We start from the raw sequence: 19,527 nt of genomic DNA, 5'->3' as shown, positions 1-19,527 counted from the left end.
CTGATCTTGTTTCGATTGAACATAAGGAACGTTCAATGATTGACGGACAAATACATAACATTTTAAGTGTTGCAAACGTCATTTTAGAAATCAAAGGAATTCTTGAGGAAAAGCACGGTCCTTTGAAACGGGTCAGTGTTGCTGCCGCAGGTCGTGCATTGAAAACATCGGAAGGGTCAATGGCTATCGATATTTCAGAAAGGTCCCTCATTGCTGACGAAGACGTCAATCGTTTAGAACTTGCAGCAGTCCAACAAGCCCAGCAAAAACTGCTGTCCTCCGATACAGTGACAAAAGACGACTATTATTATTGTGTCGGTTATTCCGTTCTTTACTATAAACTTGAAGGTGATGAAATAGGTAGCCTGATTGATCAGGCTGGACGGTCTGCTTCTGTTGACGTCATCGCGACATTCCTTCCTCGAGTCGTCGTCGAATCACTTCTTTCTGCGCTCAAACGTGCAGGACTCGAAATGGAAGCCCTGACACTGGAACCGATTGCAGCTATCAACGTCCTAATCCCACCATCCATGAGACGCCTAAACGTCGCGCTTGTCGATATAGGTGCAGGGACATCAGATATAGCTATTACCGATAACAACACCGTTGTGGCTTACGGAATGGTGCCACTTGCAGGTGATGAAATTACAGAAGCACTCAGCAACCATTATCTCCTTGACTTCCAACTTGCTGAGACTGCAAAAAGAAGTATTACAACAGAAGATACAATTGTCATGACAGACATTCTCGGCTTTGAAGATAATGTTGCTTCAAGTGATGTAACCGCTATTATTAAACCTGCTGTAGATCGGCTTGCCAAATCCATTTCGGATGAAATCAAGCGCCTGAACAATGGAGTTTCCCCTAAAGCAGTCATGGTTGTTGGCGGCGGTAGTTTAACGCCGGGGCTGACAAAAGAAATTAGTATATGCCTAGGACTACCCGAAAACAGGGTAGGTATTCGTGGGTTGGATGCTCTCTCGGGAATTACATTGGAACCCGGTATAGCTTCATCGCCAGAACTCGTCACACCAATCGGTATCGCTATCGCAGCAAGAAGAGCGCCGATTCATTATATGTCCGTGTCCGTAAATGACAAGGTGCTACGACTCTTCGAATTAAAAGAGATGACCGTCAGTGATGCACTCCTTGCAGCAAACATTAAAGCCCGTCAACTATACGGTATGCCCGGACTTGGAATGACGATAACAGTAAATGACAATGATATAATAATACCTGGAGAACATGGTACACCCTCAACAATCCTATTAAATGGGGTAAAAGCAAGTACAAAAGACTGCATTAAAAATGGAGATACAATCGACTTACTTCCCGGCAGTGATGGTACTAACGCAATAGCGACTGTGCGTGACCTTGTTGAGGATATGAGAGCCATCAGTGCAATGTTGGACGGAGTTGCCGTGCAATTGGAGCCCCTTATTCATATTAATGGAATTCTAAAAAGCATCGATACATCGATACAAGACCATGATAAAATCACAGTTTCACACACCAAGACAGTCGCGGCAGTATTTGAAAAAGCACATCGAAATGACCTTTTAAAGGACAATCTTTTCACAGTATCCGTCAATAAAAGAACGGTCACCTTGAAAAAAAAGAACAACGAGTTCTTCATCATGGGGACTTCGGTGCAGCCATCGCACGTACTGAAAGATGGAGACCGAATTACAACCCAAAAACCGCCATTCCCTACCATAGATGAAGTTGTAGCTGAGATAGGTAAAAAGGCGTTCGATAAACTAACAGTACTATTCAACAATGAACCCGTCACAATTCAAAAACCACGTCTTACCTTTACTTTAAACGGGCATAGTGCTGAAGTATCTGCCATTGTAAAACCTGGGGATCATCTTGATTTTGTATCACTAAGTGAAAGTCCTATTACTTTTGGCGACATCTTTGCGTTTACAGATTATAGTTTACCCGAAAACCCATCAAGTAATTATAAACTGCTTCGAAACGACACACCAATCGGATTCAACGATGCTATTTTCGGCGGCGACAGACTTGAAATTAGTTTTACTTAAGAAAAGCGGAAGACGCCGGTTAGATCCGACAAGCGCTGGAGGTCTTGTAGATAAAGGCGTACTTTGCCTTTTCTGCAAGACCGAAGCGACTCGAGGGGCTGGCATCTGGAGTCTAGACAACAAGTAAAGCGGAAACGCCTTGGTAGGAACATTTATACTTGCTTACCTTTAAAAAAAGTCCATCTACTCATATTTGAGTAGACGGACTTTTTTCTATTACTTTTTATTTTTCAAGAATGTCTGACACATAGTTCTGGTTAGTTATTTTATCTTTACCAAGGTTCTCGCTATTACCATAAGAGACATCACTATTTCCAGTTGTAGCTTTCTCAGCATTATTAGCTTTTCCCACGACTGCTTTTTTTACAGCTTCTGCAGTAGCTGTAATACTTTCTTCTCCAGCCTCAATAGTATTTTCAACTTTGGATTTAGCTGTATCAACAAAATCAATAGACTCTTCGCCTTCAGAAGATGCTGTTCCATCATCCATCGGCATAGATGTTTTCGATTTCATCGATTTCACTTTATCGACAAGTTGTCCAGACTGTTCTTGGATTGTTTTCGATAATTCACCAGTCTTCTCTTTTGCGACCGAAGTTAGCTCTGTAGCTTTTTCCTTCGCAACAGAACTGATTTCAATACTCTTATCTTTCAGTTGAGTTGCTTGAGTTGTAAGGTTTCCTCGCATTTCACTACCCGTTTTTGGTGCCAAGAATAGTGCCGCAGCTGCTCCGATAACTCCTCCCACAAGTGCACCCATTAAGAAGCTTCCCGCTCCTGAACTTTCATTTTCATCATAGAAAGAATCTGTATAGTCCTTGTTATAATCATAATTTGCCGGTAGGTATGATGGTTGGCCATACGCATTTTCATAACCTTGACCACCCTGGTTGTATTGTGGGTCATTATTATTTGATTTCACTTTGTTTTCTTCACTCATATCCAATTCCTCCTGTTTTTTAAGTCTATATATATATGTTGAAATAATGAATCCTATTGTATCCGCTACGACGCTAGAAGTTGCCTCTCGCCCTAAGCCAGGCAGCTTTCACCACAGTCTTAGGGCTTTCGGTTACCCCAATTATGGCGCCTTCACGTAATTTAAACACGCATTTATATATTCAACTTAAATACTTCATATTTAAGTTCTATTTATCTGCCTTTATTCGGGCTAGGCAATCTCTTTTGGCCTGGTACTGGCTTGTAAACAGTCCACCCTTTCGCGCTTGCCTTACCTGTCTTCCGTTCCTTTACTTTACCCATTATATCGATAACTACATTGCTCCATTGAACGATTTGTGCAATCTTGTCACTGTTCCGTTCTGCCTCTGTAGCGATATTGCTGGAAACCCTTCTAACGGAGGAATTAAGTACTGTGACAGACTCGCCTACGCCTTTCACAGCTTCGACAACAGTGTTCAGTTTTTCGGCTTTCTGCTGAATGTCTTCTGCAAGTTGATTTGTTTTATGAAGAAGTTCTGTTGTTTCCGTTGTTACCCCTTCAAGTTGAGTTGTCAACCCTTCCATTGTTCCAGAAACACTGTGTAATGTGTTCTTCAATGAGGATAGGGTCCTCGCTAAACTAATGCATAAAATCAAAAATGCGATTGCAGCGACAATTGCCGCTATGTACAGTAAATTCTCCACGGTACTGCCTCCTTCAAATACTCATATAACATTGTCTACCCTTGTCGAAGGTAAAATAAACGTTATACACATTATTACTTCTTCGACATTAGTCTTCATTTTCCTTCATCAAACTAGAATTCATTTTATTTTTTGTGACAACTTATTCATTCCCAAAACGAAAAAACAGCTAGCCCTGGATCAAGTTAAATCTTTCCCGTCCAGGGTCAAGCTGTTTATATAACTATGCTATACATTCAACTTATATAGTGTCCTGTTAAACCGTTTCTTCTTTATCAATGTAAGACTTGAATGCGCTCATGTATTTCTGAACATCGCCTGCCCCCATAAAGAGGTATACTGCGTTTCCATGAGATTCAAGGGATTTATTATCATCAAGATCAAGATGCTTTGCACCCGGAATTATATTAATCAAGTCATTAATGGTTAAAATACCTGCCTTTTCACGTGCGGACCCGAATATATCGCATAAATAGACGTGGTCAGCAGTTGAAAGACTTTCCGCAAATTCATTCAAAAGGGCAGCGGTCCGCGTAAATGTATGCGGTTGGAATATCGCAACAATTTCACGGTCAGGATATTTCTGTTGCGCAGTTTGCAATGTCGCCTGGATTTCAGTAGGGTGATGAGCGTAGTCATCCACAATAATTCGATCTGCTATTTCCATTACCGTAAAGCGCCTTTTAACACCATGAAAAGTAGACAGTTTTTCTTGAATAGTGGACGCTTTTACTCCTTCATAATGACAGAGCGCAATTACGCCTAGCGAATTCAAGATTGCATGATCCCCAGCCAGCGGTATTGTAAACGTATGATAAAACTCATTCCTTACAAAAACATCAAAGGATGAACCTTCCACAGTTTTGATGATATTTTTCGCAGCAAAATCATTCGACTCTTCAAATCCGTAATAGAGCACTGGAACATTGGCCTGAATTTTTTGCAAGTGTCTATCATCACCGCAGGCAATTAGGGCTTTCTTCACCCGGAGTGCCATTTCACCAAATGCGTCCATCACATCCGCTAGATCCTTAAAATAATCTGGATGATCAAAATCGATATTTGTCATAATCGCATAGTCAGGTTCGTATGCCAGGAAATGTCTTTTATATTCGCAAGCTTCGAATACAAAGTACTCGCTGTCTGCTGGGCCACTTCCCGTACCATCTCCAATTAAATAGGAAGTAGGTGAATGTCCAGATAACACATGAGCAAGCAAACCGGTAGTCGATGTTTTACCATGTGAGCCTGTAACTCCGATCGATATGAATTTCTCCATATACTTTCCTAAAAAGTCATGGTATCGAATAATTTCGAGGCCAAGTTCCTTAGCCCTTATAAGTTCTGGATGGCTATCAGGAAATGCATTTCCTGCGATAACTGTCATTCCTGATTTAATATTGTTTTCATCAAATTTCAACACAGTTATTTTTCTTTCATGGAGCGGATCTTCTGTGAAGAACCATTTCTCCACGTCTGAACCTTGTACTTCATTCTCAGAATCGTGAAGTATTTGGGCGAGCGAACTCATTCCAGCGCCCTTAATGCCAGTAAAATGGAACAACGTCATAATGCAACCTCCCGGGATCATTTCTGTTCCCCTTAATTAAATATCATTAGTTTATTCCCTCTACAATTATCAGTTAAGTATTTTGATTTACAGCCCGCATTGCAAGGCTCCTTACTATTCTATACGATCTGTAAGTCGATCGAGATCACTTTCTGTCAAAAAGACATCGCGTGCCTTACTTCCCCGCGGCCCTGAGATGAATCCACTTTTCTCCATTCGATCCATTAGTTTGGCGGCTCGATTGTATCCGATACTAAAATTACGTTGTAACAGAGACGTTGATGCACTGCCTGTTTCATGGATAAAGAGACAAGCCTCTTCAAAAAGTGGATCGGCTCCTTCTTCTTCAATACTACTTGCAAGAAGGTCTTCTTGGCCAAATAAATAATCTGGTGTTGCCTCATTCCGAACGTGTTCTATTATACGCTCTATTTCCTCATCCGTGACAAATGTACCTTGTAGTCGAACGCCAGAAGATTGTCCATTTCCAATGTATAGCATGTCACCTTTCCCAAGAAGCCTTTCTGCTCCAGGGGAATCAATTATTGTCCTAGAATCGATTTGTGATGAAACTGAAAATGCGATTCGTGTTGGGATATTCGCTTTGATTGTACCTGTAATAACATCGACAGAAGGACGCTGTGTCGCGATGATCAAGTGGATACCGCATGCACGTGCTTTTTGTGCAATTCGACTAATTGATACTTCGACATCTGCCGGCGCCATCATCATTAAATCTGCAAGTTCATCAATGACAATTAAAAGATAAGGCATCTTCAAAGAGAACCGACGACTTTCTACAACTGCTTTATTGTAACGCTCGATATCCCTCACACCTGCATGAGCAAGTAGCTCGTAACGTCTTTCCATTTCCGCCACTGCCCATTTTAGTGCAGCAGTTGCAGCTTTGACGTCCGTAATCACAGGACTAATTAGATGTGGTATGCCGTTGAATGGTGCAAGTTCTACCATTTTAGGGTCAATCAGCATCATTTTCAAGTCTGTTGGTGTAGCTTTGTAAAGCAAACTGACCAAAATCGAGTTAATGCAGACGGATTTACCTGAACCTGTAGCCCCAGCAATCATACCATGTGGCATCTTGCGGAGATCTAAGGTTACTGGTGTTCCAGTTAGGCTTAATCCAAGCACAGCCTCAAGGGGAGACGTGGAAGCTCTGAACTGTTCCGTCGCAATAACTTCGGATATCCGAACAGGTCTTGTCTTCCGATTTGGAATTTCAATTCCTATGGAACTTCTTCCGGGAATCGGTGCTTGGATACGAATATCTTCGGCTGCTAGCGCCAATTTTAGGTCATCTGTTAAATTACGTACTTTACTCACTTTAGTCCCCACTCCGACAGTCAGTTCAAAACGAGTGACTGTCGGACCTTGCATCGCTTCGATAACGGTCGCTTTAACCGCAAAGTGCGACAACGCTTCCTCAAGCTTTTCAGATTGCGATTCCAGCCACTCTGTATCTTCGATTTGTGATTCAGGGGGGATCAGATAATCCAGTGACGGGAATGCGTAATAAGGTTCCTCTTCTTCTAAGGTTTCGCCAGCTATTTCTTTCGTCTCTACCAAAACCTCTTCTCGAATGTCGACCAAAGGTTTCGTACTTATCGGCTCAGAGATAGTTACTTTTTTGCTTTCATTTGGAACCTTCACACTTAAAGGTTCTACTACTTTTAGCTTCTCTTTATCGGACTTCAACATCAATACATTGAATGGAACAGTCCGTTCTTTTTTTGTTACTTGACTTTGTTGTTCTACCAATTCTGGAATGCCTGGAGAGGGCTCTACTTTTACTTCAGCCTCTACATCAGGTAACGCATCCTTAGTATGGTCCACTTCATCCGAAATAATTCCCTTAAAGTCCTCTTCAATCACTAGTGATTCGATTGTAGCAAATTCATCCTTAGAAAGCTCTATGGCATCTGGCAATACTACGGTCTCTTCGTCCTCAGTTACTGTCGTTTCAGTTTCGTAGACTTCAACTTTTAGCGGCTCTATCTCACTAGATGTGAGTTCTCTGCTGTCATTTTCAATCACAAAGTCCTCGTTCAAAATTGGTATACTACTCGTTTTTTCATTTTCATAATAATATTCATCCGTCTTTGTCAACTGTGATTCTGTAACAACTACCTTTTCTTCCGGTGGCTGCGACTTCACTTCTTCCGTTTTTAAAGGTGTCGTTACTTCTCTCCTTGGATTAATAAATCCATGAACGGGCGAAGGTACTGCGGTCGGTGTAAATGGCTTACTGGAACGTTTTTGTACCGTCACATTCACTTTCGGTGGAAGTTCCTCCTGAAGAGCCTTTTTTGTGGAGGAGAAAGAACTTCTTTTTTCTTTCTCTTTTACGCCATATTTTTGTAATGAATCAGCCCTAAAGATATTGACTGTTCTGTTATCACTTGGCCATTTAGCATTTTCGGAAAGTGGTTTCGTTTCATAATTATCGTCCGCATCTTTATTTTTAGTTGTGTATTTCGGATAATCTACTTCAGTAACAGATTCATCGTCCCAACCATATATTTCTGCATCTGAGATAATCGGAAAGCGAAATGATGTGTTGTTACTAGTTTCATTTTTATTTAATGATTCGTCAATTTCATTTTCAGTTTTTTCATATTCTGGTTCCACTTTATTATTGTCTTCATCCGGTCCAAATAACCGGTCTACTATTGTTTTAAACCAACTCAAGACTATCACTCTTTTCATGTCAATCACTCTATTTTAACAGTACTGACACGACAAAATCAAATCAATTTATGAAAACAAAAAAACGTACCAAACCGGTACGTTTTTCGTGCTCTTATTTTGTGAAGATTTCACCAGTAACAGCATTGTTATCTAGTACTAAAATCCCTTTTTCTTCAGGCGCATCAGGCAAACCTAGTTCTTTTGCTGAGCAAATCATTCCAGCCGATGGAACCCCACGCAATTCTGCATCACGAATGACCATTCCAGATGGCATAACAGCTCCAACTTTCGCGACAACAACCTTCTGGCCCGCATCCACATTCGGTGCTCCACAGACAATTTGAACTGTTTCACTGCCAACATCGACCGTGCAAACACTTAACTTATCGGCGTTCGGATGCTTTTCTTTTGTCAAAATATGTCCTACAACAAACTTTGGTGTAAAGTCTATGTCAAGTTTAATCTCTACGCCATTCTTTAGAAGTGCGTCTTGCAATTGCCCTGCCACCTCTTCAGTCAGCTCAACTTCCCCGACCGCTTCATTTTTCACGTAAGATGATGCATTGAATAGGTTAAATGCAGTTAATTCTCCAGTAACCTCGTCATGGATTAACGTAACATCCCCTTGTGACTTAGTTACAATAGATTCTGGACGTGTAAGTGCAAGCTGCACAAGCAACACATCTCCAACACCATTTATGTTATAAAAAATATTCACTTTTTCTTTCCTTCCCTTCTTGCTAAACGATTTTTAGCCATAATGAAAATTGGTTCAAGTTTTCCATCTTCATAGATAAATGATAAAGATGTAACCGGTACAGTGCCAGTGGTAAAGAAATGCATAGCCATTTGCGCAAGTACATCATACCCCGTATCGTTCCGGATATCACCAATAATTAGTACATCTTGGTGTGGGACAGAAACAGTCATATGACCCTCGATTTTCGCTTCCATCTCTTTCAGAAATGTGCTGTTCAATATTCTGCTAGCATCATAGCCATCGTTATTATTGACAAAGTAATAGATGTTACCCGAAACTTCATCCTTCTTCATCGCGGTCGGTAATGCTCTTACGCGGAATAATGCAGACTCTGTTATCTCCGTTTCAGACATACCAAGAGACTCCAACATACTTTCATCAATTAACCGGTAGGTAGTTCCAAGGTCAAGTGCATAATAGATACACGTTTCAGCCGTATGGTCCTTCATAAGAAAACGATGTCCTACAGCAGATTCTTTCGGAAACGATGAAGACCTGATCACAGGATAAATAATCGTACTATCAGAGAATCCTATTGATTGTTCTTTTTCCATCGCTTTAAACGTCTCACCAATTGTATAAACTATTTCTTTTATTGCCGCCTCTTTTTTCTGTTCATATTTCACAAGAATTTCCGGGAGTGAAATATCCATCCCTTTTTTTAGAACCGAATGCTCTAGACGAACCTTATCCGTTTTCCGGTCAAATCGCCACTTGAAATGTTCAGATGGAAGATGCTCTTTTAAAATTTCAACAAGCTGCGCAGAATTCATCTATTTTTTCCTCCATTCATTATGAAAAGCGTAAGGCGCCTTAAAGGAACGCAGCTTAAGTACGCGACGTCCTGTCGCAACAGCTGCATGACCTACATCCTGTTGGCCCGCGACAGGCATAAGTCGATCCAGGGGAAGGCAGTCTAAGAGCGCGAAGTCCTGTCGCAACGACTGCATACCTGCATCCTTGCAGGCACGACGTGGCGGTCCTTTGCCACATAGTTGGATTGCTTATGACCCGAGCGGCTGGCGCCTGGAGCCTAGACAATAAGAAAAGCGTAAGGCGCCTTAAAGGAACGCAACTTAAGTACGCGACGTCCTGTCGCAACGACTGCATGCCTGCATCCTTATAGGCACGACGTGGCGCACTTTTCCACATAGCTGGATTGCTTTCAAGGAACCTAGCCTAAGTACGCCGCGTCCTGCGGCAATGGCTACGTGACCCACATCCTGTGGGCCTCCAAGCGGCTGGCGCCTGGAGCCTAGACACTTAGAAAAGCGCAAGGCGCCGTTTAGACGCGACGGGCATAAGTCAATCCAGCGACGTGGCGCACTTTGCCACATAGCTGGATTGCTTATGACCCGAGCGGCTGGCGCCTAGAGCCTAGACACTGTTCCTTGTCGAAAATCTTATACCTTCTTACTTTTCTCGGAAAATTGCATCTATTCTTGATTAATAGAACGCACGATTTCCATCATTCTTGCTAGGTTTTCTTCGATGTTTCCTTTTTTCGTCATTGTCGTCATTTTTGATCCGCCCACGCTCGTCATAAGCTCAACATCGTCATTGCCGCTTTTGATTACCGCCGCAAAACCAAAAATGCCTTCATCCGTAAACGTTGCCTGCTCGACAATTTCTTTACTTTTATCAGCAAGAAGCAAATCATAAAACAGTTTACTGTCATTTTTTTCATTTGGATTGACAAAAAGGATAAATGTTTCTTCTTTTTTCGTAAAGACGATATTTTGTGCATCTGACTTATCATTCATCTTAAATCCGGCAGGTAGATATAGTTTAATGCCGTCAATCTCTTCAGTACGTTTTTTATCATTCGAGTGAAATGCTTCTCTCGCCGCTTCGACTCCTGAAGTTGCACTTTCGTCAAGCGTTTTTCCACATGCTACAAGCGTTAATACAGATATCGTCAACAGGAATATGAATTTCCATTTTCGGAACATTCGATTTCCCCCAATCATTAATTTAAACACTATTTATCATTTTAATGTTGTTACGGATTACTTGCAACCAAAACACGTTGCAATCAAGCACTTCGATATTTACTGGGATTGCAGATGGTATTTATATTGTCCCACCAAAAGCTGTAAAATATGTACGAATAGTTCATCGCGTTTTACCGCGTTCGCAGTCAGCATACCGATAGCTCCTTCCTTCATCCGAATTCCGCTCAACTTGAAATAAGTATCGACAACCGGACCCAGTTCTTTCCCAGCCATCAACTCATCCGCAATTTCTTTCGGTAATGGAATCTGTGCACCTCCTGCTGTAAACCTCGTCCCATCAGGAAGTGTCAACGCACCCCAGTTACAGAGATACATCTGTCCCTCAAGAATCCGGACACCTCCTTCCAGCCCGATCCCAATTGCACTTGCTTCCTTCCCCGCTGCGCGTAGTGCACGATTAATTGCACCAAGCCTAGTTTCATCATCACTAAAAGGTTGGTCTGAAACACCTGATCCTACGTCAGTCTCAGCAATAAGTGCCTGCGGAAAATGAATTGCCAAAACTTCCTTAACTGCTTTTACTTTTGCAGGGTTCGTAGATCCTATCATAAATTCCATTCATATCCTCCTCCATTCATCCAAGTAAAAAACCGTCCTCTACGCCATTTAATAGCGCAAGGACGGATTTCAGTTTATAATTATACGTTACTTTTAATCGTTGCTACAGTTGTCTTATCACATGCTTTAACAAGTTTCACAAGAAGCTCTTTCGCTGCTGCGTAGTCGTCGGTGTGAATGATAGATCCCGATGTATGGATGTAGCGTGAACAAATACCAATGACAGCACTTGGAACACCTTCATTCGACGTATGGACCCTTCCTGCATCCGTCCCCCCCTGTGAGAGGAAGTACTGATAAGGAATATTATGGGTCTCTGCCATATCAAGGATGAATTCGCGCATACCGCGGTGAGTTATCATAGAACGGTCAAAAATCCGAAGTAATGTCCCTTTTCCAAGTTGACCGAATTCATTTTTGTCACCCGTGGCATCATTTGCTGGACTTGCATCTAGCGCAAAGAATAAATCCGGATTGATCATCGTTGCGGCTGCCGCAGCACCACGAAGTCCAACTTCTTCGAGAACATTTGCCCCGGAGTACAAATTATTCGGCAATTTTTCACCGTGCACTTCTTTTAACAATTCGATTGCGAGTCCGCAACCATAGCGATTATCCCAAGCTTTAGCAAGTATTTTCTTGTCATTCGCCATCGGAGTGAACGGGCTAACTGGAACAATTTGCTGACCTGGACGAATGCCGATTTTCTTCGCATCTTCTTTATCGTCTGCACCAATATCGATAAGCATATTTTTTATATCCATTGGTCTATTTCGTACTTCATCACTTAACAAATGCGGCGGAATCGAACCAATGACACCAATAACTGGACCGCTATCCGTAATAATTTCAACGCGTTGCGCTAGTAGTACTTGGTTCCACCATCCGCCAAGCGGTTGGAAACGAATCATTCCGTTATCCGTAATCTGACTAACCATAAATCCAACTTCATCCATATGACCCGCAACCATTATACGCGGGCCATCTTCAGGCCCTTTTCTAACGCCAAAAATACCCCCCAAGTTATCTTGGATCAATTCATCAGAATACTTCCCAAGTTCTCCACGCATATAACCACGAACTGCATGTTCATTACCAGGGGCACCCGGAAGTTCGGTCAAAGTCCTAAACATTTCAAGTGTATCTTTTTGCATTAAATAGTTCCTCCCACTTTTCATATATGTACCTACTGTATATAGTGTAGTCGATTATTCAGAAACTTTCCATCGTTTAATTCGGAAATCGAATTACTATTTCAATAGACTGGCTTGGCAAAGATAAGTAAAATTGTGGTACACTGTTTGAAATACCGACTATAGGGGGTAAAAAGAATGAAAGTGTCAGATTTCCTAGCAGGAGTATTAACGGGTGTTGCGGCTGGTATTGTTGTCAGCGAAACAATCGATCGAGTTAACCAAAATGTTTCAGCAGACTCTGTTCTAAACACAATTAAAGATGCTTTTAAAAATGAAGGTCCGATAGATGGTTCATGGATCGTCATGAAAACTGAGCCTTTCACAAACAAAGTCATTACAATGGACGTTTACCGCGGCGGCATATCACGCATTAAAGAAGGCGAACTGGAACAATTCGAATTTGCAGCAGATGCAAAAACAGGTACAGTCGTTGAACTCATAAAAGCTTAAAACAATGCGCCGAAGTCTATATATATCAATAAAAACCGTCACATTCCCAGACTCCTCTGGTAGTGTGACGGTTTTTTAATTAACCAATGGCTATATATGTTGAGCTTATAAAGACGTGCAGCGATCAGGCTTAAGGCGGGAAGCATCCCCGAGCGCGGGAGCGAAATTAATGGAATTCTTTAACTGAACCTAACTAGAAACTGTAACGGATTCGATGATTTCTTTTCCGCTAGCATCCCATTTTACAAGTCTATAATAGGCATCATGATAAAACGTAAACTTATAGCCCCCTGCAAGCGCCTCTTTCATCAATTTCTCTTTAGCAAAGATTGACGTCATTGGGTAATCATCAAAAGCCAGAACCCACAACGGATTACTATGTGCTTGTGTAGGCATAATATCAGCCATATGAAGAATCGTCTCACCATGCTGTGTCAATTTAATAATACTATGACCATCGCTATGACCGCCTGTATGGATCATTTCGATTCCTGGCATGATTGTAATGCTTCCTTCGAATGTCTTCACCTGCTGCTCAACAGGCTCCCAGTTCTCTTTTAAATATGTATTTCTGGAACGAATATTCGGATTACGTACTTCATCCCATTCGATTTGTGAAACGTAAATTTCAGCATTTGGGAATACAGAAACAAAATCCCCTTCGCGTAATTCCGTCAAACCCGCTGCATGATCATTATGCAAGTGCGTCATGAGAATAATATCGATGTCTTCTGGCGACAAACTGAGCTCAGCAAGATTCCCCTCAACCCTTGCCTCTTCAACTATGCCTAGATTCTTCATCATTTTCTCACTGAGTTTCCCTTTTCCATGCCCTGTGTCAATCAATATATTTTTTCCTTTATACTGAATGAGAATCGGATCGTTTCTCATTTTAATACGGTTTTGTTCATCCGCTTCATAACGTCTTGACCACAGTGCTTTTGGAACAACCCCAAACATAGTTCCGCCGTCTAAAAAATTGCCACTACCATCCAGCCATGTCAACGTCATATCATGAAATGTATAAGTATCCACAGAAACATTCCCCCATTCCCTTACTTGTTTCTATCAAGAATTAGTAAAATGTGATTCAAGTCTGTATATCGGGTGTCCTTTTGCTGAAAACTTCTCTTCATATTCCGTCATAATATTATCTTCCGGCATTTCTGCATGCAAATCAAGCGATACAAAACCTAACTTCATACCGTACTGAGACATTGAGACGAGTGAGTACTCGAACAACAGACGGTTATCTGTTTTAAAGTGAATTTCTCCACCTTCTGCTAGTACCTCTTCATAAAGTTTTAAAAATGTTTCATGCGTCAATCTTCTTTTCGCATTTCTCGTTTTCGGCCACGGATCAGAAAAATTTAAATACACCCTATCTATCTCCCCTTTGTGGAAGATCTTTGCAAGGTCCATTCCATTTGCACGGAATAGTCGTAAATTTGATGGCTTTTCTGCTTCAACAGCCTTTTCAAGCGCAGATACGATAACGTTGTCAAAATGCTCAATGCCAATATAATTCACATCTGGATTGGCAACAGCCATACCAATTATAAATTGGCCCATACCTGATCCAACTTCAATGTGTATTGGATTGCCATTACCAAACAGGGTATGCCATCCATTCATCATTTTTTCTGGTTCAGCTAATAGGATATCTGGGTGTTCTGCCATGTAGTCTCTTGCCCATGGTTTATTACGAAGCCTCATTATATACACTCTTTTCTATTTATAGGTTATTGCCATCTTCTGGTTGTTCTTCATCGCCAAATAATCTGCTTATTGAAGTAGTTTGCCCCACGTCAAGTATTGCCTGGCCCGCTTTGAATTGCGTAGATTTCATCGGAACCGGCAATTTCTGAAGTGCAGAAAACCAGTCCTCATATGACCGTCTATCGATAATATCAACATCGAATGCCGAACCTGGGTGATCGATATACCCGTTACGTGAAATCAAAAATTTACGTACAGGAAAATCGATACCTTGTGCTTTCAATATACTCGAAACAATCTTTTCAGTTCTGTTCAGTGCTATAAGCGGGCTTAGAAATTTCGTTTCTTTTTCCCCAAGCTTCTTTAACCAGAATCTGTCCCCGCTCCCACTAAACGCTGCAACGTCTTCTTTCTCAAGCACCGTAATACACATGCATTCAACAGGTGTCACAATGATAATGTCTAGTTCAACAGGTGCTTTCTTCAGTAGTAAGATTGGATAATAGAACAACAAATAATTATCCGGAAGATTCTGAGCGAAACTTCGTAAAAGTGGATCTCGGAAAAAGCGAGATTCAACCCTTGACTTGTCCATTAACGTCGAACTTGCCCACTTGATTTGAAAATGAAATAGTTGATCCAAATAAAGTCTTCTTAAGTGCTCAAGACTTGAGGGGTTATGAATCAGATTTGGACTAAACCCAAAATTCTCTTCCTTATCGCCTTTTTCATCTTCGCTATTGTCGTGATATTGCTCTGCCTCAACATCTTTACGTTGGCCGAAGACCCGAAGTAAAGGAGAAAACCATTTGTTCTCTTCCGGTTCTACTACCTCTTTAATATCCTGTTGCCATTCTGATAAATCAGCTCCACTTTCCCACTGGGTCTTCATACGTTCCCATTGATACCTTTTCAAACGGATATACTGCGAAGGATAACGCGTAAGATCTTGCTCGTAACGGGAGACATAGTCAAGCAGTTTAACAAGTTGCGCCATGTCCATTCACTCCAATCACATACTATACATTATTATTCATCCGCTATAAAAGATGGGATTTGCGAGCTGAATGCTTTTTGTAACTTCATTGTCAATGGTCCCAATATTCCCGAGCTTACAGGACGTCCGTCGATTGAAATGACTGGCGTTACTTCAGATGTCGTTGACGTTAAGAAAAATTCATCCATTTCAAAAGCTTCATCTATTGTAAAGGATTTCTCGACGACAGGAATTCCTTGCTCCTCACACAGACCAAGTACAACTTGACGCGTAATTCCATTCAAAATAAGATTTGTCACAGGATGAGTATAGACTGTTCCACCCTTTACCCCAAACATATTCGATGCAGAACCTTCGGTAACAACGCCGTCACGGTGAAGCAATGCCTCTATACAACCCGCTTCATGCGCTTCTTGCTTAGCGAGAACATTGCCAAGCAAGTTAAGGCTTTTAATATCGCAACGCAGCCAACGGACATCCGCTACTGACTTGACCCCAACTCCGTTTTCTATGCCCCTCATAGGTCTTGGGTTGTTAATTGCATATCCAGTCACAACTGGTGGGACTGTCGGATCAGGGAATTGGTGCATCCTTGGTGCGGATCCCCGTGTCACTTGGATATAAACGTGTCCAACCAAAATATTATTTTTCGCCACTAATTCACGGGCAATCTCCATCAATTGTACTTCAGCATAAGGGATTGTCATCTTTATCTTCGTAGCACTTTGAAATAAACGATCAATATGTTCTTCCGCAGTATATAATTCTCCACCATATACTTTAATTACCTCATACACGCCATCACCAAAATAATAACCGCGATCATCAATCGAAATAGCCAATCCATCACGTTCTGTAAACTGTCCATCAATAAAGTATACTGTCATCCTTATTCCCCTTCCGTTTTTTCAGATACGAGTCGGCTGATTGCATCTGCATAGATCCCAGTTGCTTTCACTAAATCATCTATATAAACATATTCATCTGCCTGATGAGCTACGTCTTCCCTGCCAGGAAATAGCATACCAAAAGCAACCCCTTTTTCAAGGACACGTGCGTACGTTCCTCCCCCGATTGCCAATAGTTCTGCATGTTCTCCAGTATGATCAGTATACACTTCTTGCAACGTCCGAATAAGGGGGTCGTTTGCGTCCACATGATGCGGTGCAGAGTTCGATCCAATATCGACCGAAAAAGGTGTTTCCGTTAACCGTTTCATACATGTCGTCATTTTCTCTTCAAATAGATAGCTGACTGAATAACGCATACTAACATTAATTTCCCCACCACTTGTGGGATTGTATGTCACGATACCCGCATTCAGCGTTGTATCGCCTGACATTTCATCATTGAACGCCAAACCTAAGAACAGTCCTCGAGATTCATTAGCAAATGCATCAAACATGAATTGTGTAAAGTCTTTTGATTGACCTTCTTTCAATATGCGATTCAGGAAAGAAGCAAGTAGGACGGCGGCATTGACGCCATTATCTGGCTCCATTGCATGTGCTGATTTTCCATTCAAACTGATGATGGTCTTACCACTATCAGTGGAAACTCCCCCTGTTACGTCATGAATATTCAAAAATGTAACAAACTGTTCATTGTCAAATACAACTTCCTCTGCCAGGTGTGCCTCTGCATAATCTGGCACCATATTTGTCCTATTTCCTGACTTGAATAGCAATAGTTGTCCATCTGAAGTTACTACCTTTTGTTTAAATAGGATAGAAGCAATTCCTTTTTCGGCGTTAATGATGGGAAAATCAGCATCTGGCGCAAATCCAATAGTTGGCATTTCTTCTTTTTCAAAATAGCGCTTCACACATCGAAAACCACTTTCTTCATCTGTTCCGATAATGAGCCGCACTCGTTTGTTCATCGTGATACCTGAATCCCGGACTATTTTCATCGCATGCCAAGCGGCTATAGTCGGTCCTTTATCGTCAATGGCACCACGACCAAACAGCTTTCCGTCCTCGATAGTACCGCCAAACGGCTCATGTATCCAATTACTTCCTGCTGGCACGACATCGACATGGCAAAGGATCCCGATGAGTTCGTCCCCTTCCCCCATCTCAATATGCCCCGCCATATTATCTACATTTTTCACAAGCATTCCCGCTTTTCGACCTTCTTCTAACAGCCAGTCGAGTGCACGTTTTGGTTCCGGTCCGAATGGTAAATCTTTAGTTGCCGCACTTTCATCAAGTACAGAAGGGATAGCGATTAAACTTTGTAAATCAGCTAGCAGAGATTCTTGTCTTTTTAAAGCTTCATTTTCCCAATTAGACATTCAAGGCACCTTCTTTCACAATAAGTCTATTTTCACACGTTAGCCCAAGAAAATAAAGAGGAATCATCTTTTACAGACTCTTTACAATAAAATTCATGCAAACTTCACGAGAATACGTTATACTAGTATTGTCAGAAGATTTAATCTGACTTTTCAACTTTTTCGAAAGGATGTGCGTCGTCAGGGATAATTTCAACGTGCTTTAGGCAACATTCATAAGTCTCATGACCAAACCTTTTTGGAAAATGAAGATGAAGGGGTGATTCCACACTTGAAACCTGCAACTGATCGTATGCTTACACGCATAAAGGATATCTATTTTTATATCCTTGATAATGGCACTGTAACTACCGAAAACCTGGTCGAAGAATTTGGCATCACTCACCGTACGGTCCAAAGGGATTTAAATGTCCTTGAATACAACGAGCTCATTATGAGCCCGGTACGCGGTAAATGGACGACGACAGCAAAAAAAGTGAAGTTATCTTCGTGACCCGCACATGACCTAGAAAAGCAAAAAGCGCCAGCTCTCATACCTGCTTCACGTAGGTATAAGGGAGCTGGCGCTTGGAGCCTGTATATAACAAAAGCGGAAACGCCTGTTTAGCCCCAAAAAGTAGGAGGGATGCAAGTTCAATCCCTCCCGGTAGCCTTGCTGATAAAAGCACTCTTTGCCTTTAATCAGCAAGACAGAAACTGCATGACCCGCGTCGTGTGGGGCTAGGCGCTGGAGTCTAGACGTGAAATTTTCAAATGGTAACTTATCCACAGTACGAGATTTCATTATTTTCTAGACAAACAATAAAGAGCTGAACCGTATTCTTAAACGGCTCAGCCCTTTTTATTTTCCAGAAATCTGCATGAGTTGCTGTAATTCCTCTTCCGTCAATTCTCGGTATGATCCAAGCGCTAAAGTTTCATCCAAAGATAAAGGCCCCATCGATAAGCGGTTTAAGTAAACAACTTGCTTACCAACCGCTTCAAACATTCGCTTGACTTGATGGTATTTCCCTTCCGTAATCGTCAACTCGATTTCGGAAATATCCGCTGATTTCAATATGCGCAGCTGACCAGGCTTCGTCTCATAGCCATCATCCAGAGTAACACCCTCTGAAAACTGCTTGGTATCTTCTTCTGTAACAATTCCTTCGATATGAGCATAATACGTTTTCGGCACCCCTTTTTTAGGTGACAATAAGTTGTGCGCAAGTTTTCCGTCATTCGTCAGTAACAAAAAACCTTCTGTGTCTTTATCTAACCTTCCAACAGGAAACATTTCAAAAATGTTATATTCTTCATCTAATAAATCAATAACTGTCTGGTCCCTTTTATCTTCAGTAGCAGACAAGACTCCTTGTGGCTTATTCATCATTAGGTACATAAATTCTTTATAGACGACTTTTTGACCCAGTACCGTTACTTCATCCTTCACTGTATCTACATGCAGTGCGGCATCTTTCACTGCCACTTCATTAACCCGTACGGAACCTTTTTTCATCAAAATCTTTACTTCTTTTCGCGTACCAAATCCCATGTTCGACAATAATTTATCCAAACGCATTTTA

The 19,527-nt window shown here is 41.6% G+C and carries 18 protein-coding genes; 3 read left to right on the top strand and 15 right to left on the bottom strand.

The genetic code is table 11. The annotated features are described in order from the left end of the window. Window positions 1-35: 35 nt before the first annotated feature. On the top strand, window positions 36-2,048 hold the full coding sequence (locus ACP8HG_RS02280; protein ID WP_438298130.1) for a cell division protein FtsA: 2,013 nt from the start codon (window positions 36-38) through the stop codon (window positions 2,046-2,048). Between the two features lie 223 nt (window positions 2,049-2,271). On the opposite strand, the gene ACP8HG_RS02275 is transcribed toward ACP8HG_RS02280, so the two are convergent. The 9 genes from ACP8HG_RS02275 to ACP8HG_RS02235 form a co-directional block, all read right to left on the bottom strand. Beyond that, window positions 2,272-2,988 (bottom strand): YtxH domain-containing protein, encoded by a 717-nt coding sequence (locus ACP8HG_RS02275; protein WP_338652941.1) that lies wholly within the window; start codon window positions 2,986-2,988, stop codon window positions 2,272-2,274. 212 nt (window positions 2,989-3,200) lie between these two features. Continuing rightward, a complete protein-coding gene (locus ACP8HG_RS02270) occupies window positions 3,201-3,695 on the bottom strand; it encodes a DUF948 domain-containing protein (RefSeq protein WP_067207516.1) in 495 nt (164 codons plus the stop codon). Window positions 3,696-3,951: 256 nt separating this feature from the next. Beyond that, window positions 3,952-5,265 (bottom strand): UDP-N-acetylmuramate--L-alanine ligase, encoded by a 1,314-nt coding sequence (murC, locus tag ACP8HG_RS02265; protein ID WP_438298129.1) that lies wholly within the window; start codon window positions 5,263-5,265, stop codon window positions 3,952-3,954. Window positions 5,266-5,379: 114 nt separating this feature from the next. Next, entirely contained in the window at window positions 5,380-7,989 is a 2,610-nt protein-coding gene (locus ACP8HG_RS02260; RefSeq protein ID WP_338652942.1) for a DNA translocase FtsK, read from the bottom strand. A gap of 94 nt (window positions 7,990-8,083) precedes the next feature. Beyond that, window positions 8,084-8,689 carry a YtpR family tRNA-binding protein gene (gene ytpR, locus ACP8HG_RS02255; protein WP_338652943.1) on the bottom strand — a complete coding sequence of 202 codons (606 nt, stop codon included), beginning with the start codon at window positions 8,687-8,689 and terminating at the stop codon, window positions 8,084-8,086. Then, the gene (locus tag ACP8HG_RS02250) at window positions 8,686-9,504 is read right to left on the bottom strand and encodes a DUF1444 domain-containing protein (protein WP_067207509.1); all 819 of its coding nucleotides are present in this window, start codon (window positions 9,502-9,504) and stop codon (window positions 8,686-8,688) included. Before ACP8HG_RS02250 ends, ytpR begins: the two co-directional genes overlap by 4 nt. 663 nt (window positions 9,505-10,167) lie before the next feature. Beyond that, window positions 10,168-10,683 carry a hypothetical protein gene (locus ACP8HG_RS02245; RefSeq protein WP_067207506.1) on the bottom strand — a complete coding sequence of 172 codons (516 nt, stop codon included), beginning with the start codon at window positions 10,681-10,683 and terminating at the stop codon, window positions 10,168-10,170. Window positions 10,684-10,782: 99 nt separating this feature from the next. Continuing rightward, window positions 10,783-11,304 (bottom strand): DUF84 family protein, encoded by a 522-nt coding sequence (locus tag ACP8HG_RS02240; RefSeq protein WP_338652944.1) that lies wholly within the window; start codon window positions 11,302-11,304, stop codon window positions 10,783-10,785. An 80-nt stretch (window positions 11,305-11,384) separates the two neighbouring features. Then, window positions 11,385-12,458, bottom strand: coding sequence for a M42 family metallopeptidase (locus ACP8HG_RS02235; protein ID WP_067207501.1), 1,074 nt, complete (start codon window positions 12,456-12,458; stop codon window positions 11,385-11,387). 177 nt (window positions 12,459-12,635) lie between these two features. Between ACP8HG_RS02235 and ACP8HG_RS02230 the strand changes: the two genes are divergently transcribed. Further along, a complete protein-coding gene (locus ACP8HG_RS02230; protein ID WP_067207498.1) occupies window positions 12,636-12,950 on the top strand; it encodes a peptidase M4 in 315 nt (104 codons plus the stop codon). A 189-nt stretch (window positions 12,951-13,139) separates the two neighbouring features. Here the strand turns inward: ACP8HG_RS02230 and ACP8HG_RS02225 are convergent, their stop codons facing one another. The 5 genes from ACP8HG_RS02225 to pepV are packed head-to-tail and all read right to left on the bottom strand — an operon-like array spanning window position 13,140 to window position 17,962. After that, entirely contained in the window at window positions 13,140-13,985 is an 846-nt protein-coding gene (locus ACP8HG_RS02225) for a YtnP family quorum-quenching lactonase (RefSeq protein ID WP_338652945.1), read from the bottom strand. Window positions 13,986-14,018: 33 nt separating this feature from the next. After that, the gene (gene trmB, locus ACP8HG_RS02220; RefSeq protein WP_067207493.1) at window positions 14,019-14,666 is read right to left on the bottom strand and encodes a tRNA (guanosine(46)-N7)-methyltransferase TrmB; all 648 of its coding nucleotides are present in this window, start codon (window positions 14,664-14,666) and stop codon (window positions 14,019-14,021) included. Between the two features lie 19 nt (window positions 14,667-14,685). Beyond that, window positions 14,686-15,666 carry a nuclease-related domain-containing protein gene (locus tag ACP8HG_RS02215; RefSeq protein WP_338652946.1) on the bottom strand — a complete coding sequence of 327 codons (981 nt, stop codon included), beginning with the start codon at window positions 15,664-15,666 and terminating at the stop codon, window positions 14,686-14,688. A 32-nt stretch (window positions 15,667-15,698) separates the two neighbouring features. Then, complete coding sequence (dat, locus tag ACP8HG_RS02210) at window positions 15,699-16,553, bottom strand: D-amino-acid transaminase (RefSeq protein ID WP_338652947.1); 855 nt, start codon at window positions 16,551-16,553, stop codon at window positions 15,699-15,701. A 2-nt stretch (window positions 16,554-16,555) separates the two neighbouring features. Further along, window positions 16,556-17,962 (bottom strand): dipeptidase PepV, encoded by a 1,407-nt coding sequence (gene pepV / locus ACP8HG_RS02205; RefSeq protein ID WP_187047282.1) that lies wholly within the window; start codon window positions 17,960-17,962, stop codon window positions 16,556-16,558. A 271-nt stretch (window positions 17,963-18,233) separates the two neighbouring features. Here pepV and ACP8HG_RS02200 point away from each other — a divergent pair, with 271 nt between their 5' ends. Continuing rightward, the gene (locus ACP8HG_RS02200; RefSeq protein ID WP_067207480.1) at window positions 18,234-18,455 is read left to right on the top strand and encodes a DeoR family transcriptional regulator; all 222 of its coding nucleotides are present in this window, start codon (window positions 18,234-18,236) and stop codon (window positions 18,453-18,455) included. Window positions 18,456-18,803: 348 nt separating this feature from the next. On the opposite strand, the gene ACP8HG_RS02195 is transcribed toward ACP8HG_RS02200, so the two are convergent. Next, window positions 18,804-19,523, bottom strand: coding sequence for a pseudouridine synthase (locus tag ACP8HG_RS02195; RefSeq protein ID WP_338652948.1), 720 nt, complete (start codon window positions 19,521-19,523; stop codon window positions 18,804-18,806). Window positions 19,524-19,527: the final 4 nt, after the last annotated feature.

This window comes from Sporosarcina sp. FA15, from assembly GCF_051550195.1.
In the GTDB taxonomy this organism is placed as follows: Bacteria; Bacillota; Bacilli; order Bacillales_A; family Planococcaceae; genus Sporosarcina; species Sporosarcina psychrophila.
The sequence above is the reverse complement of the archived record's forward strand: the minus strand, read 5'-3'. Positions and strand labels throughout refer to the sequence as shown.